The 16364-nt window shown below is 64.3% G+C and carries 15 protein-coding genes; 10 read left to right on the top strand and 5 right to left on the bottom strand.

The genetic code is table 11. The features are described 5' to 3' along the window. Nucleotides 1-55 precede the first annotated feature (55 nt). The 8 genes from ABDW49_RS26580 (at nt 56) to pcaD (ending at nt 7058) form a co-directional block, all read left to right on the top strand. On the top strand, nt 56-1216 hold the full coding sequence (locus ABDW49_RS26580; protein ID WP_343616729.1) for a muconate/chloromuconate family cycloisomerase: 1161 nt from the start codon (nt 56-58) through the stop codon (nt 1214-1216). 1 nt (nt 1217) lies between these two features. Beyond that, nucleotides 1218-1508 carry a muconolactone Delta-isomerase gene (gene catC / locus ABDW49_RS26575; RefSeq protein ID WP_343616727.1) on the top strand — a complete coding sequence of 97 codons (291 nt, stop codon included), beginning with the start codon at nt 1218-1220 and terminating at the stop codon, nt 1506-1508. A gap of 54 nt (nt 1509-1562) precedes the next feature. Next, entirely contained in the window at nt 1563-2459 is an 897-nt protein-coding gene (locus ABDW49_RS26570; RefSeq protein WP_343616725.1) for a dioxygenase, read from the top strand. Between the two features lie 14 nt (nt 2460-2473). Continuing rightward, complete coding sequence (locus tag ABDW49_RS26565; RefSeq protein ID WP_343616723.1) at nt 2474-3826, top strand: Rieske 2Fe-2S domain-containing protein; 1353 nt, start codon at nt 2474-2476, stop codon at nt 3824-3826. After that, entirely contained in the window at nt 3823-4329 is a 507-nt protein-coding gene (gene benB / locus ABDW49_RS26560) for a benzoate 1,2-dioxygenase small subunit (protein WP_343616722.1), read from the top strand. The genes ABDW49_RS26565 and benB overlap by 4 nt, the downstream gene beginning before the upstream one ends. A 38-nt stretch (nt 4330-4367) precedes the next feature. After that, nucleotides 4368-5390 carry a benzoate 1,2-dioxygenase electron transfer component BenC gene (gene benC / locus ABDW49_RS26555; protein WP_343616720.1) on the top strand — a complete coding sequence of 341 codons (1023 nt, stop codon included), beginning with the start codon at nt 4368-4370 and terminating at the stop codon, nt 5388-5390. Then, nucleotides 5387-6157: a 1,6-dihydroxycyclohexa-2,4-diene-1-carboxylate dehydrogenase gene (locus tag ABDW49_RS26550; RefSeq protein WP_343616718.1), complete on the top strand. Its 771-nt coding sequence runs from the start codon at nt 5387-5389 to the stop codon at nt 6155-6157. Before benC ends, ABDW49_RS26550 begins: the two co-directional genes overlap by 4 nt. Before the next feature lie 103 nt (nt 6158-6260). Beyond that, complete coding sequence (gene pcaD / locus ABDW49_RS26545) at nt 6261-7058, top strand: 3-oxoadipate enol-lactonase (protein ID WP_343616716.1); 798 nt, start codon at nt 6261-6263, stop codon at nt 7056-7058. On the opposite strand, the gene ABDW49_RS26540 is transcribed toward pcaD, so the two are convergent. Further along, the gene (locus ABDW49_RS26540) at nt 7055-7954 is read right to left on the bottom strand and encodes a LysR substrate-binding domain-containing protein (RefSeq protein ID WP_343616714.1); all 900 of its coding nucleotides are present in this window, start codon (nt 7952-7954) and stop codon (nt 7055-7057) included. The two genes, pcaD and ABDW49_RS26540, sit on opposite strands and share 4 nt — an antisense overlap. A gap of 118 nt (nt 7955-8072) precedes the next feature. Between ABDW49_RS26540 and ABDW49_RS26535 the strand changes: the two genes are divergently transcribed. Both ABDW49_RS26535 and ABDW49_RS26530 read left to right on the top strand, forming a co-directional pair. Next, nucleotides 8073-8813 carry an SDR family oxidoreductase gene (locus tag ABDW49_RS26535; RefSeq protein WP_343616712.1) on the top strand — a complete coding sequence of 247 codons (741 nt, stop codon included), beginning with the start codon at nt 8073-8075 and terminating at the stop codon, nt 8811-8813. A 40-nt stretch (nt 8814-8853) separates the two neighbouring features. Beyond that, on the top strand, nt 8854-9723 hold the full coding sequence (locus ABDW49_RS26530) for an SDR family oxidoreductase (RefSeq protein ID WP_343616711.1): 870 nt from the start codon (nt 8854-8856) through the stop codon (nt 9721-9723). 131 nt (nt 9724-9854) lie between these two features. Here the strand turns inward: ABDW49_RS26530 and ABDW49_RS26525 are convergent, their stop codons facing one another. The 4 genes from ABDW49_RS26525 to ABDW49_RS26510 all read right to left on the bottom strand — a co-directional run bounded on the left by ABDW49_RS26525 (nt 9855) and on the right by ABDW49_RS26510 (nt 16357). After that, on the bottom strand, nt 9855-11471 hold the full coding sequence (locus ABDW49_RS26525) for an alkaline phosphatase D family protein (RefSeq protein WP_343616709.1): 1617 nt from the start codon (nt 11469-11471) through the stop codon (nt 9855-9857). Nucleotides 11472-11476: 5 nt separating this feature from the next. Next, nucleotides 11477-14668 (bottom strand): TonB-dependent receptor, encoded by a 3192-nt coding sequence (locus ABDW49_RS26520; protein ID WP_343616707.1) that lies wholly within the window; start codon nt 14666-14668, stop codon nt 11477-11479. Nucleotides 14669-14778: 110 nt separating this feature from the next. After that, nucleotides 14779-15783, bottom strand: coding sequence for a FecR domain-containing protein (locus ABDW49_RS26515; RefSeq protein ID WP_343616705.1), 1005 nt, complete (start codon nt 15781-15783; stop codon nt 14779-14781). Further along, nucleotides 15752-16357, bottom strand: a complete 606-nt coding sequence (locus ABDW49_RS26510) for an RNA polymerase sigma factor (protein ID WP_343616703.1) — start codon at nt 16355-16357, stop codon at nt 15752-15754. The genes ABDW49_RS26515 and ABDW49_RS26510 overlap by 32 nt, the downstream gene beginning before the upstream one ends. Nucleotides 16358-16364 lie beyond the last annotated feature (7 nt).

Here is a 16364-nt window from a genome sequence, read left to right as displayed (position 1 = left end):
CCGTTTCGAGGAGTAGCCCTGCCTCACCAAGACCCGACAAGATGCAGGAGCGGACATGGCCAAGCTGGCCCACATCGACAGTTTCATCGTGGATTTGCCCACGATCCGTCCGCATATCCTGGCGATGGCCACCATGCATGCCCAATCGATGGTGCTGCTGCGGCTGACCGACAGCGACGGGATCGAGGGGATCGGTGAGGGCACCACCATCGGCGGCTTGAGCTATGGCGAGGAGAGCCCCGAAGGCATCAAGCTGGCCATCGATACCTATATTACGCCCCTTCTGCAGGGTCAGGACCTGAGCCGGGTCGGCGCGGTGATGGCCCGCATCGGCAAGCATGTCGCGGGCAATCACATCGCCAAATGCGCGGTCGAAACCGCGCTGCTGGATATGCAGGGCAAGCGTCTGGGGGTGCCCGTCTCGGAACTGATCGGCGGCGGTCGTCGTCGCGAAGCCTTCCCCGTCGCCTGGACTCTGGCCAGCGGCGATACCGCGCGCGACATCGAGGAGGCCGAGGCCATGCTCGAGGCGCGGCGGCACGCCATCTTCAAGCTCAAGATCGGCAAGCGCAGCGTCAAGGCCGATGTCGCCCATGTCGCCGCCATCAAGCGCGCCCTTGGTGACCGCGCCAGCGTGCGGGTCGATGTCAACCAGGGCTGGAGCGAGGCTCAGGCCGATCGCGGCATGGCCCTGCTTCAGGATGCGGGCGTCGATCTGGTCGAGCAGCCCATCGCCAAGCTCAATGTGGCGGCGATGGCGCGGCTCTCGGCCAAACACGTCATTCCGCTGATGGCCGACGAGGCGCTGCACGGGCCGCTGGAGGCCTTCGATATTGCCGCGCGCGCGGGTGCCCGGATCTATGCGGTGAAGATCGCCCAGTCCGGCGGTCTGCTGCCCGCTCATGCCGTGGGCATGATCGCCGATGCGGCCGGTATCGGTCTCTATGGTGGCACGATGCTGGAAGGCACCGTCGGCACGGCGGCCTCGGCCCATGTCTTTGCCACCTTTCCGGACCTGGAATGGGGCACCGAACTCTTCGGCCCGCTGCTGCTGACCGACGACATCGTCACCCGGCCGCTGATCTATGCCGACTTCCAGCTCCAGGTGCCGACAGCTCCGGGGATCGGGGTCGCCTTCGACGAGGACAAGCTCGCGGCCTTCCGCCGCGATGCCACCAAAACTCAACATGGCAGCGCCGCGCTGCAGGGAGCCTGACATGCTGTTCAAGGTCGAGATGACTGTCCGCGTCCCGCTGGGTTTCGACCCCGAGGAATTCGAGCGCCTGAAGGCGAAGGAAAAGGCCTTCTCGCAGGATCTGCAGCGCCAGGGGATCTGGCGCCATATCTGGCGGGTTGCGGGCCTCTACGCGAATGTCTCCATCTTCGACGTGCGCGACAACGCCCATCTGCACGAGCTGCTGATGGCCCTGCCGCTCTACCCCTTCATGGACATCGCCGTGACGGCGCTGTGCCGCCACCCCTCGGCCATTCACGAGGATGACCGCTGATTGTCCCATCTGGCCGCGAACCCACAGGCCAAAACCATAAGTCGGGAGAGAAAAGTGACAGAAGATTTCATCCAGACCCCCGCCATACAGACTCTGCTCGACCGGGCCAGCGGCCGCAACGAACCCAAGGGCGATGTCCGTCTCAAGGCGATCATGCGCGATCTGCTCGAAGCGTCGATGGCGATCATCGTGCGCCATGACATCTCGGAGAGCGAGTTCTGGGGCGCGGTCAACTATCTGGCCCGGAGCGGTCCGGAAATGGGCCTGCTGGCCGCCGGCACCGGTCTTGAACACTTCATGGATCTGTTCCTCGACGCCAAGGATACCGAGGCCGGCCTGTCGGGCGGCACGCCGCGCACCATCGAGGGGCCGCTCTATGTCGCGGGCGCACCGCTGGTCGATGGCAGCGGCGAGGTCAATCTCACCGACGATCCCGATGACACCACGACGCTGCTGATGGGAGGCCGCGTCACCGATCCCCAGGGCAATCCGGTGAAGGACGCCATCCTGCATGTGTGGCATGCCAATTCGCAGGGCTGGTACTCGCATTTCGATCCGACCACCGAGCAGACGCCCTTCAACAACCGCCGCCGCATCAAGCTGGGCGCCGATGGCAAATATGCCTTCCGCTCGAAGATGCCCAATGGCTATTCGGTGCCGCCGGGCGGCGCGACCGACACGCTGATGAGCGCGCTGGGCCGCCATGGCCATCGCCCCGCCCATGTCCATTTCTTTGTCGAGGCGCCGGGCTATCGCACGCTGACGACGCAGATCAACTTCGGCGACGATCCCTTCGCCGCCGACGATTTCGCCTTCGGCACGCGTGAAGGCCTGCTGCCGGTTCCCAACCGTCAGGGCGACACCGCGCATATCGGCTTCGATTTCGTGCTGCAGCACGCTCACGACAAGGGCGAGGAGGAATTCTCCACCCGCGCCCGCGCCGTGGCCTGAAGGGAGGATGTGACATGACCACCGATCTTCTCACCGCGCTCGATCAGGCCATCGTCGATGACCGCGAGGCGGGTGTCATCCGCTGCCGCCGCGACGTCTTCACCGACGAGCGCCTGTTTGAAGCCGAGATGAAGCATATCTTCGAGGGCAACTGGGTCTATCTGGCGCATGAAAGCCAGATCCCGGCAGTGAATGACTATTTCACCACCACCGTCGGTCGTCAGCCCGTGGTCATCACCCGCGACAAGGCGGGCGAGCTGCACGCCCATATCAATGCCTGCTCGCATCGCGGGGCCACGCTGTGCCGCCGCAAGCATGGTAACAAGGGCAGCTTCACCTGCCCGTTCCATGGCTGGACCTTCAGCAACAATGGCAAGCTGCTCAAGGTAAAGGATGGCAAGACGGGCGAATATCCCGCCGCTTTCAACACGGAAGGCTCGCATGATCTGACGCGGCTTGCCCGTTTCGAGAACTATCGCGGCTTCCTCTTCGGCTCGGTCAATCCCGATGTCGTCTCGCTGGAAGAGCATCTGGGCGGCGCGCGCGCGGTGATCGACCAGATCGTCGATGCCGCGCCCGAAGGCCTTGAGGTGCTGCGCGGTAGCTCCAGCTACATCTATGAGGGCAACTGGAAGCTCCAGATGGAGAATGGCGCGGATGGCTATCACGTCAGCTCGGTCCACTGGAACTATTCCGCCACCATGGGCCGCCGCGATTACGAGCAGGAAGGCACACGCACCGTCGATGCCAATGGCTGGTCGAAGAGCGTGGGCGGTGTCTATGCCTTCGAGCATGGGCATATCCTGCTCTGGACGCAGTTGCTCAACCCCGAGGTGCGCCCGATCTTCGCCCATCGCGAGGAGCTGGTGGCCCGTCTGGGCGCCGAGCGCGCCGGTCCCATCGTGGAGCAGACGCGCAATCTGGGTGTCTATCCCAATGTCTATCTGATGGACCAGTTCTCCACCCAGATCCGGGTGGTGCGTCCCATCGCCGTCGATAAGACCGAGGTGACGATCTACTGCTTCGGCCCCAGGGGCGAGTCCGCGCAGGATCGCACCTTGCGCATCCGCCAGTATGAGGATTTCTTCAACGTTTCGGGCATGGGCACGCCCGACGATCTGGAGGAGTTCCGCGCCTGCCAGACCTCCTACACGGGCGCTGGCACCTTGTGGAACGATCTGAGCCGCGGCGCGCTGCGCTGGCTCGATGGGCCGGACGACAATGCCAGGGCCATCGGCCTGCAGCCGCTGCTGAGCGGCGAACGCACCGAGGATGAAGGCCTCTTTGTCCGCCAGCACGAATATTGGGCCAGGGTGCTGGGCGAGGCTCTTGCCAGGGTGCCTGAAACCGAGGGAGAGGTGGCATGAGCGACACGCTGACCCGTCCGCTGTCTGCCGAACAGATCGCCGGCTTCCTCTATCGCGAGGCGCGCCTGCTCGATGACCGTCAGTGGGACGAATGGCTGACCTGCTACACGCCGGGCGCCACCTACTGGATGCCCGCATGGGACGATGACGATCAGCTCACCCAGGACCCGCAAAGCGAGATCTCGCTGATCTACTACCCCAACCGTCAGGGGTTGGAGGATCGCGTCTTCCGCATCAAGACCGAGCGCTCCGGCGCCAGCACGCCCGAACCGCGCACCAGCCACTTCATCGGCAACATCGAGGTGGTCGGGCCTGAGGGCGAGGGCACGAAGGTGCGCTACAACTGGCAGACGCTGAGCCAGCGCTACAACGCCACCACCACCTTCTTTGGCACCGCCTTCGTCACGCTGGTGGGCGAGGGGCACGATCTGCGCATCGCGGCCAAGACGATCATTCTGAAGAACGACTACATCCCCCAGGTCATCGATATCTACCACATTTGACCTGGATAACAGACAACTGGGGGGGCCGGAGAGGACCCATGACTTACCGTATCGCGCTCAATTTCGAGGATGGTGCCACCCGCATGATCGCCTGCAATCCGGGCGAAACGGTGCTGGACGCGGCCTATCGCAACCAGGTCAACCTGCCGATGGATTGCTCCGACGGCGTTTGCGGCACCTGCAAGTGCCGCTGCGAGGAAGGTGACTACGACCTCGGCGACGATTACATCGAGGATGCGCTTACCGAGCAGGAGGCCGGCGAACGTCTGGTGCTGACCTGCCAGATGCGCGTGTCGAGCGATTGCGTGATCGATGTCCCGGTCCCCTCCACGGCCTGCAAGCTGGCGCCGGAACGCCATGAAGGCACGGTCACCGCGGTCGAGCAGGTCTCGCCCAGCACGATCCGGCTCGAGCTGAAGCTGGACAGGGCGACGGGCGTTGACTTCCTGCCTGGCCAATACGTCAATCTGGCGATCCCCGGCACCGGGGAGGCGCGCGCCTATTCCTTCAGCAGCGCGCCGGGCGCGGATCACGCCAGCTTCCTGATCCGCAACGTGCCGGGTGGGCGCATGAGCACATGGCTGACCCAAACCGCGAAGCCGGGCGACCGGATGAGCTTTGTCGGCCCCAACGGCAGCTTCTTTCTGCGCACGCCCGCGCGTCCCATTGTGATGCTGGCGGGCGGCACCGGTCTTGCGCCGCTGCTCTCGATGCTGCGCGTTCTGGCGTCGCAGAAGAGCGAGCAGAAGATCCGTCTGGTCTATGGCGTCACCCATGACGCCGATCTGGTCGGTCTCGAGGCGATCGAGGCGGCGGGCGCGCAGCTTCCGGGCTTCTCCTATGCCACGGTGGTCGCCGACGCCGCCAGTGAGCATCCGCGCAAGGGCTATGTCACCGCCCATCTCGACGCGGACGATCTCCATGGCGGCGACTGTGACGTCTATCTCTGCGGCCCGCCGCCGATGGTCGAGGCGGTGCGTACCCATTTCCGCGACACCGGCGTCACACCGGCCAGCTTCTATTACGAGAAATTCGCGGCGAGCGAGGCGGTGCCGGCATGATCTTCAAGGACCGCTTCGCCGGCAAGGCGATCATCGTGACCGGCGCGGCGCAGGGCATCGGCCAGGCCGTGGCCGAGCGCGCCGTTGCCGAAGGGGGCCAGGTGCTCTTCGTTGACCGGGCCGATTTCGTGGAAGAGGTCGCACAAAAGGCAGGCGGCCATGCGTTCATCGCTGATCTGGAAACCCATGCGGGGGCGGCCGCCTCGGTGGCGCGGGCGCTCGAGCTGTTCGGGCGCGTCGACATCCTCATCAACAATGTCGGCGGCGCGATCCGCATGCGGCCCTATGCCGAGTTCGAGGCGGAGCAGATCGACGCCGAGATCCGTCGCTCGCTTTTCCCCACGCTCTATATGTGCCATGCGGTGCTGCCGGCCATGCTCGAGGCAGGGAGGGGCACCATCGTCAGCGTCTCCTCCAACGCCACGCGCGGCATCCGCCGCGTGCCCTATTCGGCGGCCAAGGGCGGCATCAATGCGATGACCCAGGCGCTGGCGATGGAGTATGGCGAACAGGGCATCCGCGTGGTGGCGACCGCGCCCGGCGGGACGCAGGCCCCGCCGCGCCGTGTGCCGCGCAACGCCGCGGGCGACAACCGGCAGGAACAGGCCTGGATGGCCGAGGCGGTCGAGCAGGTCACGACCTCCACCTTCCTCAAGCGATATGGCACCATCGAGGAACAGGTGGCACCGATCCTGTTCCTCGCTTCCGACGAGGCAAGCTATGTCACCGGTTCGGTGCTTCCCGTTGCCGGCGGCGATCTCGGCTAGGTTGCAAGGACCGGTGCGCCTCTCAAGCCGGCTCTTGCATGCGCCGGACCCTTTCAAGCGTGGAGGCCGATCAGGGCTTCCGTCATTTTGTGGAGCGAGTTGAGTGGAACGGATCAAGCTGGGTGATGGCACTGCATTGGCCTATCGTTTCGATGGACCTGCCGATGCCCCGGTGCTGCTGCTGTCCAACTCGCTGGGCACCGATCACGCCATGTGGGACCCGCAGATCGAAGGTCTGACGCGGCATTTCCGCGTTCTGCGCTATGACCAGCGTGGCCATGGGGCCTCGGATGCGCCTGCCGGGGCCTATTCGATGGACCGGATGGGGCGAGACGTGGTTGACCTGCTCGATGCGTTGGGGATCGCCCGCGTACAGTTCTGCGGCCTCTCGCTTGGCGGCATGGTCGGGCAGTGGCTGGCGGTCCATGAGCCCGAGCGTATCCGCAAGCTGATCCTGGCCAACACCTCGGCCTATATGGGCCCGCCGTCGGGCTGGCAGAGCCGGATCGAGGGCGTGCTGGCCAATGGCATGGCGCCGCTGGCGCAGGCCTCGATCGGGCGCTGGTTCACGCCGGGCTTTCCCGCCGAGGCGCCCGAGGCGGTCGAACGCATCCGCCAGATGCTGCTGGCCAACAATCCGGCAGGCTATGCCGGCTGCTGCGCCGCCATCCGCGACATGGACCAGCGGATGACGGCGCATCTCAACCGCCTGCCGACGCTCGTCATCGCCGGAGCGCAGGATCTGGCCACGCCGGTGGAGGCCTCGCGTTTTCTGGCGGATACGGCCGGCAATGCCCTGCTGCACATCCTTGAGCCCGCCGCGCATCTGTCGAATGTCGAGCAGCCTGATGGTTTCCTTTTGGCCATGGTCAAGTTCCTGACGCCTGCACAGATCGTTTAGCGGGGACTCGCGGTTCTCCGAAACCTGTGCGTTGCCCATTCCATGAACAGCCGGACCCGAGGCGATAGCTGGCGGCTTCTGGGATAAAGGATGGAGACCGGCTGCGAAGGCAGCGGCCTGTCCGCGAGGACCCGCACCAGACGCCCTTCCTTCAGATCCTGTTCGACATGGAACATGGGCAATTGCGCAAGGCCCAGCCCCAGAAGCGTCGCATCGCGAAAGCTTTCCGTGCCCGTGATCGAGAAGGGCACCGGCAGGTCGATATGCACGATCTCTCCGCCCTCCAGAAATTCCAGAGGGGTCAGCGCGCCGGTGGTCAGGGATCGCAGGCAGACCGCCCGGTGTTCGGCCAGTTCGGTGAGCGATTGCGGACATCCGTAACGCTCCAGATAGGAGGGGGCGGCCACCGTCACGCGTTCCAGCATCATGACGGTGCGGGCGATCAGATCGCTGTCGGGCAGGGCTCCATAGCGCAACACGCAATCCACGCCTTCCCGCACGATATCGACCCAGCGATCGCTTTCGCTCATCGAGATTTCGATATCGGGATAGCGTTCGAGGAAATCGGGAATGCCCGGCATCAGGAAGTGTCGGGCGATCGTGCCCTGAACCTCGATCCGCAGCATGCCGCGCGGGGTCGCGCCCTGAAACGCGCCTTCCGCATCCTCGATATCGTCGAGAATGGCAAGACAGCGGCGATAATAGGCTTCGCCGTCCAGCGTCGGGCGAACCGTGCGGGTGGTCCGCTGGAGCAGCCGCACGCCCAGACGTTCCTCCAACTGCTGGACCGCCTGCGTCACGGTCGAACGCGGCAGGCCGAGATCCTGCGCGGCCTGTGTGAAGCTGCGGCGATCGAGCACGCGGGTGAAGACCCGCATCGCATCCAGCCTGTCCATACCATTGTTCCAGATCTGCAAACAGTATTACCGTATCTAGGGCGATTATCCGGAGGCGTCTATCGCTTATCTCCTGCTCATCCGCTCACGAGGGGCGGCATCGAGAAGGAGCAGAACAATGGAAAATCAGACCAACCCAGTCGCGATCGTCACCGGCGGTTCGCGTGGTATCGGCGCCGCAATCGTGGAGCGGCTGGCCGCCGACGGCTTCACGGTTGTCGTCAATTACGCCGGCGGCGCGGCCGAGGCCGAAGCGCTGGTGGCGAAGATCGAGGCTGCGGGTGGCCACGCCATCTCCGCGCAGGCCGATGTCAGCGATCCGGCGGCGGTGGCGCGCATGTTCGATGCCGCTGAAGCGGCCTTCGGCGGCGTCGATGTGCTGGTCAACAATGCCGGCATCATGAAGCTGGCCAGCCTGGCCGAGAGCGACGATGCCCTGTTCGACAGCCAGATCGCCATCAATCTGAAGGGCAGCTTCAACACGCTGCGCGAGGCGGCAAGGCGGATGCGCGACGGCGGCCGCATCGTGAACCTGTCGTCGAGCGTCGTCGGCCTGAACCCGGCCACCTATGCCGTCTATGCCGCCACCAAGGCGGGCGTCGAGGCGATGACTCACATCCTGACCAAGGAACTGCGCGGCCGCAACATCAAGGTCAACGCCGTCGCCCCCGGACCGACGGCCACGGCCCTGTTCCTCAATGGCAAGCCGCAGGCGGTGATCGACACGCTGAGCAAGGCGGCCCCGCTCGAACGGCTGGGCCAGCCCGAGGATATCGCCGCCGCCGTCGCCTTCCTTGCCGGCCCTGACGGCGCATGGATCAACGGCCAGGTGCTGCGCGCCAATGGCGGCATCATCTGAACTCCCCTGTCACTCCCCCATTTTATCGAAGGACATCGTCATGAAGAAGATCATTCTCATCACCGGCGCCTCCAGCGGTTTTGGCCGGATCACGGCAGAGGCGCTCGCGAAGGACGGACACACGGTCTATGCCTCGATGCGCGATGTCGCCGGGCGCAATGCCCGCAACGCCGCCGAAATGGCCGCCATCGCGGGCAGCGATATCCGCCCCATCGAGTTGGATGTGCAGTCGGATGCCTCGGCCAATGAGGCGGTGGCCCGTATCATCGCGGAAAGCGGGCGGATCGATGTGCTGATCCACAATGCTGGCCATATGATGTTCGGCCCGGCCGAGAGCTTCACGCCCGAACAGTTCGCCCAGCAGTATGATGTCAATGTGCTGGGCACTCAGCGGGTCAATCGTGCGGCGTTGCCGCATATGCGGGCTGCGCGGCAGGGCCTGCTGGTCTGGGTGTCGAGTTCAAGCTCGGCGGGTGGCACGCCGCCTTACCTTTCGCCCTATTTCGCGGCCAAGGCGGCCATGGACGCTCTGGCGGTGCAATATGCCCGCGAGCTGGCCCGCTGGGGCATCGAAACCTCGATCATCGTGCCGGGGGCCTTCACCAAGGGGACCAACCACTTTGCCCATTCCGGCCGCCCGGCGGACGAGGCGCGCCTCGCCGAGTATGAGGCCGGTCCCTACAAGGGCTTTGGCGAGCAGGTGCAGGAGGCCTTTGCCGCGATCGTTCCCGAGGATGCCGATGTTGCGGGCGTCGCCGATGCGATTGTCGAGGTCGTCGACATGCCTTTCGGCCAGCGCCCCTTCCGGGTTCACTATGATCCGACCGAGGATGGCGCCAATATCGGGTTCAGCTGCTGGATCGTCTGCGGGCGGAAATGCTGCACCGCGTCGGCCTGTCGGATCTGTTGAAGCCTGCCAGGCTGATCTGATCGCGGGTTGCGTGTTGATGCCACGCCGGGGTGCTGCAGGAACAGCATCCCGGCGTGGCTTTCATGGCAAGGTTAAGGGTGGCTCGTTAACAGCGCTCTCTCAACGGTTCATCATGCGGCGAAGGTGCGATATCCACGCTTGACGACCATCCGGTGCATCCCCGCCAGCGTTGGGTCGCGCGTCGCGATGGTGCGCATGAACAGCCATTCTCCCGCAACGCTTTGCGGTGTGACGGTCATCATCATATAGCCGCGCCGGCTGGTGTCGGCCCATGTGAGTTCGGGATTGGCGGCGATAAAGCCCTGAGCAACCAGCCTCGGGTCGGCCCCCATGCTGCCCTCGATCCCGCCCGAGGTCACCGAATGGCCCGCAAATTCCACGCCCACCGGCTTGCCGCCTTGCGACAGGGCATAGGCCCAGGCGTTATGGCTGTCGCCCGAAAGCATGACCAGATCGGCATCGGCGCGCTGTGCCGCATGGAGCAGGCGCTCGCGCGCGGCGGGATAGCCGTCCCAGCGGTCCATCCACATCGGCAGGCCCAGTCTGGCGGCACGGATGGCGTCACGATAGCTCTGGGCCGATTTGGCGCTGGTGCCCGGCTTGAGCCAGTCCACAGCATCGGCGGGCATGGTGGTGCGACCCAGAATCGTGCCCATGCCGACCATCTGCCACGCGGTTTTGCGGGCATTGGCCTGCAGGGCATGTGCCAGCCAGCTTTCCTGCTGCGAGCCGAGCATGGTCGCCGAAGGATCGCGCCAGACCCCATCGCGAAAGGCGGACAGCGCGGCATCAGGGTTCCCCGCGCGATAGGCCGCACCGATATCGGCCTGCCGTGTGCGGGCCAGCAGTCGCGATTCTGTGCGATAGAGCGTGGCCAGCGTGCCGATCGGATAATCCTGCCATGCCTGATCGGAAACCGGCATCCATTCGCGATAGGCCTGCATCGCGGCGGCGCGGCGCAGGTTCCAGTCGCCCTCGCTGGTGGGCTGGTGGTTCTGGGCGCCGCCTTCCCAACTGTCATTGGCGGATTCGTGGTCGTCCCACATGCCGATCATCGGCGCCATCTGGTGCAGCTTTTGCAGATCGGGATCGGCGCGATAGCAGGCATAGCGCAGGCGGTAATCGGTCAGCGTTATGATCTCGCGGTCAGGATCGGAGATGCGGCCGGGGGTCAGAGTCTCGTGATAGGCGGCATTGCCATATTCGTAAAAATAATCGCCGACATGCATCCACAGGTCGAGGTCATCGCGCGCGGCGGCATGGCCATAGGCGTTGAACCAGCCCAGCGGCAGGTTCGAGCAGGAAAACACCGCCAGGCCGAAGCGGTTGACATGGCCTTCGGGCAGGGTTTTCGTGCGTCCGACCGGGGAATGGCTGCCGTCCGGCCCGATAAAGCGATACCAGTAGCGGGTGCCGGGGCGCAGGCCATCGACCGTCAGCTTGGCAGTCCAGTCGCGATAGGGACCGGTGCGGACGCTGCCTCCGGCCACGATCCTTGCGAAGCCGGGTTCTGTCGCCACCTCGACATCGAGGCGCACGGTATCGGCGGCGCTGGATGGCACATAGCGTGTCCACAGCAGCATGGAATCAGGGCCCGGCTCACCACTGGCGACCGCATGGGTGAAGCCGCCGCTGCTCTGGGCCAGCAGCCGTCCGGGGGTGAGAAGCAGGGCACCGAGGCCGATGCCGCCAGCCAGAACGCCGCGCCGTGTGATGATGTTGGCCATGTCGTTCAGAACCTCATCCGTACGGCAGCATTCCACATCGAGCCATAGCTGCTGTATTGCTCCACCCGGCTGCGGATGTTGGAATAGATGATGTCAGGCGCGTTGAAGATGTTGCGCCCGGCGACCTGCAGCGAGACCTTGGGCGAGACATTCCACGTCGCGCTGACATTCCACAGCGTGCGCGCGGCGTGATAGAGGATGCCGTTGTTGGCGGTGGTTTCGGTGTTGCTCAGGGCGCTGGTCCGTGATGAGGACTGGTAATTGCCGGTCAGTTGGATGTCGATCGGGCCCAGGCCATAGCGCAGGCCCCAATTGGCCGAATATTTGGGCAGGTTGACCCGCACGCCATCCGGATCGACCCAGGTGACGGAGCCGCGCAGCCCCAGCCCTTTAAGCAGCCCCGGCAGGAAGACCAGTTGCTGGTCATATTCGCCGGTCACGCCATAGGTGCGGCTGATACCGGGCTGGTTGATGGTGCTGACAAAAGTATACCCCGCATAATCGCTGCCGCTGTAACCCGCATCGGCAGGATCGATGGTGATGCCGGTGACCTGCATGTCCTTCACATCGAGCCGATAGCCGGACAGGGCGATGATCCCCGAAGGCTCCAGATAATACTGCAGGCTGGCGTAATATTTGGTCGAATGTTCGGGTTTGAGCAGCGGATTGGGAACGGTGGCGATCTGCGTGCTGTCATTGGTGGAGATGGCGCCGCCCAGATTGCCGTAATCAGGCCTCAGGATCGACTGGCTGAAGGCGAATTGCGCCACCAGATGGCGGTTGAAATCATACTTCAGCCCGCCGCTCAGAAACCAGTCGCCATAGTCCGATGTCTTCCAGAGCTGCTGCCCGTTGTAATATTGGTAGTTGATGCCCGTGACGGTGCTGGTCGAATAGCCCGCAGCCTTGACCTGCGCGGCGGTACGGATCTGTGCGACCTGCGTGCCGTCATGCGTGCCTTCGTAGCGCAGGCCCAGATCGGCTTTCAACTTGCCCAGCTTGGCCTGAAGCTCGATATAACCGGCGGTGACGGTTTCACGCACCCGGTTGTTGTTCTGATAGTCGCGGGTCAGATTGCCCACGGTGTCGGGGGTGAAATATTCGGGATGTTGTTGCGACAGCGTATAGGCGCCGTAATTGCTGTCGGCGCGCCAGCCCAACTGGTTGATGTTGCCAGAATTGTAACCCACGATGCCGAATTGATAATTGCTCGTGGCGGGAAGCGTGCCGGGCCCGGTGTAATTGTAGAGGTCGTAGGAGCCTTCATTGGTGCGCCAGTCATTGGTACGGATGCCGCCGCCGGTCAGCACGGTGGCCTGCAGGCGGCCGATGTCGAATTTGCGCTTGATGTCGAGGTTGCCGCCATATTGCTGGTCGATGGCATTGGACTCGGCCGAGCGCACCGAATTGCTGACGCTGGTCCAGTTGGCCGGATTGCTCCAGCTCGGGCCCGAGGTCTGGTTGATGCTGTAGGACTGCGTGTCGGTCGAGGCGCGGTCGAGCGTGAAGCCGATGCCTGACAGCTTGGTGTCGTTGCGCTGGAAGAAGCCCTTGCTGCCGTCGCGGAAATTGTACTCCGACGAGGAGTAGGAGCCGCGCACAGTCACATCCCAGCGATCATCCTTGTAGTTCAGCTTGGGCGTGTAGATCATCGCGGGCGTACCGGCGTAGCGATGCGAATAGGATGTGGTCACATTGGTGTTGGTGCCATTGGCGGGAACGACGATATGGGTGGCCGTGGAGTCCGCCGTGACGTAGCTTTTCGTCGTCGTGCCGAAATTGAGATAGGTGTATTGGTTGAAATATTCGACATCGTAAAACGAGTAGGTGCCGCGCAGGGAGAGCGTAAGCTTGTCGGAAATCTTGTAATCGATCGCGCCGTTGATCGCCTCGCGATGGGTGAATTTCGGGCCCGGACGATACATCAGGCGATAGGGAATGATCGTGCCGTTGGGCAGATAGGACCAGTCGGTCTGCACGCGATCCTGTTCGACGAAATTGGCGTTGTAGCTGGTGCTCAGCGCGACACCGAGCCGTCCCCCAAGATAGACATTGCCGAAGCTGACCTGCGCCGAAGGGAAGATTGTGGCATGCTTCTTGTCGTCGGGCATATAGGTGCTGCCCAGATGCGAATCCGATGTGCCGATCGCGCCGATCTGCACCTGCAGCATCCGCTTCTTGCGCTCGAAGGCATATTTGCTCACCAGATTGACCGAGCCGCCCGGCGCATCGGCATCCATGCTGGCCGAAAGCGTGTTGTTCAGCTCGATGCGCGAGATGCCGGTGATCGACATCTGCTCGAAAGAGTTCTGGCGCCCGGCATTGTTGTTCGATGTGGCGGTGGCCATGCGCGCGCCATCGGTGGTGAAGATCGAATATTTGGGATCGAGCCCACCGATACGCACGGCATTGGTATCGACCTCGACATAATCGAGCGAGATGCCCGGCATGTTCTTGAGGAATTCGCCGACGTCACCCATGGTCAGCGCGCCGAAATTGTCGGCATCGACAGCGGTGACGGCGTTGAGCGCGCTGCGGCGCTTCATCAGCGCGGCGGCCTGACCGGATCGTTCACCCACCACAGTGATGGCCTTTTCGGCATTGGCGGAAAGCCCCTGAGGCGCCATTTCGACATCGAGCACCGTGGCCTGCTCGCTCATCACCGTGACGCGGCTGCGATAATCCTTGAGGCCGGTGTAGCGCACGACCACATCGACCGGCCCGGTGGGCATATCGGGGATGCGGAAGCTGCCGTCCTCGGCGGTATAGACCGAGATGTTGGCCGAGGTGACATCCACCTCCGCATTCTGCAGATACTCGCCGGTCGCCGCATTGAGCACGCGACCGCGCAGGCTGCCCTTGGCGCCGCGCGCTGTACTCCCGCCGCCGGGCTTTTCGGAGCGCAGGGTGATGATCTGGCCGTCATCGCTCACGATATGCAGCGGGGTTCCGGCGATCATGCGGCGCAACGCGGCGCGGGTATCCATCGCGCCCTTGACGGCGGGTGTGTTCACCCCCTGCAGATCGCGGGCGGCGGCAATGATCTGCACCTGCGCCTGCCGGGCCAGTTCGGGGATGGCCTTGATCGCGGGCAGCGAGGGAATGTCGAAGCTGCGCGTCTGGGCAAAAGCGGGCGAGGATGTGACGACAGCAGCAACAATGGCGGTGCTGGACAGCACGCAGCGACGCAAAGACATGATGGACCCCCATACCGGCGTGGCCATCGCCACGCGCTTCGCCATGGAAGAGCCTTGGGGAGGAGAGTTCCGCTATTCCCGCAGCGCAAATTTTGCGCTGCGGTGCGATTTTATTGCGGTGCGGGGGCGTTGCGGCGGGTCAGCGTGATGCTGTCGCCGTTCTGGTCCAGTTTCGCGTCGAAAATGGCCGCCACGGCGCGGCTGAAACCGACCGGATCGGCCGCCGCGAACAGGCCGCTGACCGGCTCCGCGGCCAGTGCGGGATCGGGGATGGCGATGCGCGTGCGGCTGTAGCGGGCGAATTGCGCCGCCGCCTGATCGAGCCTTTCGCCCTCGAAGGCGATCTTGCCCTCGCGCCAGGCCAGCTCGCGTGACACCAGATCGACCGGGGCGGGCTGCGGCACGGGGATGGCGGCGGCGCCGCTCAGGGGCAGGGCGATGCGCGTGCCCGCCGCCAGTGTGATCGCCGCGGGCAGATCGGCACTTTTCAGCATCGCGCGGCCCTGATTGACCAGAATATCGACCGGCGCATCCTGCAGATTGCGCACCCTCAGCGTGCCGGGGGCGGCGCTCAGATGCGCGCTGGCGACATCGACCGTGAAGGGGCGGTGAGGATCGGCGACAATGGTGAAATAGGCCTCGCCATAGAGCACATGGACGCGCCGTTCCAACTCGGTATAGCGCACCTTCACGCTAGTTTCGGTGTTGAGCATCACGCTCGATCCATCCTCCAGCGTGACCAGACGCACCTCGCCGCGCCTTGTGGTGATGGCCCCGAAGGCCGGGGCGCTCAGGCCGAAAGCGGCGAGGGAGGCCGCCGCCACGCCGCCCGCGCCCGTCCACGCCAGCACCTTGCGCCGGGACAGGCCGCGCGACAGTGGCGGGGTGGCGGGGGCAAAATCCTGCGGTTTGAAATCGCTGCCCAGCGCCTGCGCGGATTCGCTGAGCATCGCCAGGGCATCGGCACGCAAAAACGCCCCGCGCCGACGCGGATCGCCGCTCAGCCAGGCTTCGAACTGTCGGTTTTCTTCCTCCGACAAGGGTGCGCGATCGCGCCGCGCGGCCCAGTCGGCGGCTTGATCGTCAATGTCTTGACTGGTTTCGTAGGCGTTCATCGAGGCGATAGGTCTCCAATTCCCCATCTCTAGAGGCTTGTGCCAGAGCTTTTCCGCCATGGCCAAACCAATCGGCCAAAAATTTGAGGCCGCGTGATATATGCTTTTCAACGGTGTTTTCGGAAATCGCCATGCGTGTGGAAATTTCCCGCTGCGACAGGCCCTCGATCCGGCGCATGACGAAGGCCTCCTGCGCCTTGGCGGGCATGGCGCTGATCGCCTTGGCGAGGCGTCCGAGCTGGTCGCGGTCGATCGCCACATCCTCGGGCGAGGGGCGGTCGTCGGGATGGTCGAGATGCGGGAAATCCTCGATCGCATGGATCGAGACGACCCGCGCGCGGCGCACATGCCGCGAAATCACCGAACGGGCGATCTGAAACAGATAGGCGCGCGGGTTGCGGATGCCCTCGACCGTGTCGAGATCGGCCAGCACGGCATAGGCTTCCTGGATGATGTCATCGACCTCCAGCCCGGCGGGATGCCCCCGGCCCAGCCAGCTTCGCAAGGCCGGTTCATGCGGCAGGATGTTGCGGAGGAACCATCGCGTCCGGTCCCGGTCGATCGCGCGCATCATTGCTCCT

The sequence above is a fragment of the Novosphingobium sp. genome (assembly GCF_039595395.1).
Taxonomy (GTDB): domain Bacteria; phylum Pseudomonadota; class Alphaproteobacteria; order Sphingomonadales; family Sphingomonadaceae; genus Novosphingobium.
Note: the sequence above shows the minus strand (reverse complement) of the source record. Positions and strands in the feature narration are given on the sequence as shown.

Coding starts and splice junctions, on each gene's coding strand:
- ABDW49_RS26580 (WP_343616729.1), top strand. CDS start 56: ATGGCCAAGCTGGCCCACATCGACAGTTTCATCGTGGATTTGCCCACG.
- catC (WP_343616727.1), top strand. CDS start 1,218: ATGCTGTTCAAGGTCGAGATGACTGTCCGCGTCCCGCTGGGTTTCGAC.
- ABDW49_RS26565 (WP_343616723.1), top strand. CDS start 2,474: ATGACCACCGATCTTCTCACCGCGCTCGATCAGGCCATCGTCGATGAC.
- benB (WP_343616722.1), top strand. CDS start 3,823: ATGAGCGACACGCTGACCCGTCCGCTGTCTGCCGAACAGATCGCCGGC.
- benC (WP_343616720.1), top strand. CDS start 4,368: ATGACTTACCGTATCGCGCTCAATTTCGAGGATGGTGCCACCCGCATG.
- ABDW49_RS26550 (WP_343616718.1), top strand. CDS start 5,387: ATGATCTTCAAGGACCGCTTCGCCGGCAAGGCGATCATCGTGACCGGC.
- ABDW49_RS26540 (WP_343616714.1), bottom strand. CDS start 7,954: ATGGACAGGCTGGATGCGATGCGGGTCTTCACCCGCGTGCTCGATCGC.
- ABDW49_RS26535 (WP_343616712.1), top strand. CDS start 8,073: ATGGAAAATCAGACCAACCCAGTCGCGATCGTCACCGGCGGTTCGCGT.
- ABDW49_RS26530 (WP_343616711.1), top strand. CDS start 8,854: ATGAAGAAGATCATTCTCATCACCGGCGCCTCCAGCGGTTTTGGCCGG.
- ABDW49_RS26525 (WP_343616709.1), bottom strand. CDS start 11,471: ATGGCCAACATCATCACACGGCGCGGCGTTCTGGCTGGCGGCATCGGC.
- ABDW49_RS26520 (WP_343616707.1), bottom strand. CDS start 14,668: ATGTCTTTGCGTCGCTGCGTGCTGTCCAGCACCGCCATTGTTGCTGCT.
- ABDW49_RS26515 (WP_343616705.1), bottom strand. CDS start 15,783: ATGAACGCCTACGAAACCAGTCAAGACATTGACGATCAAGCCGCCGAC.
- ABDW49_RS26510 (WP_343616703.1), bottom strand. CDS start 16,357: ATGATGCGCGCGATCGACCGGGACCGGACGCGATGGTTCCTCCGCAAC.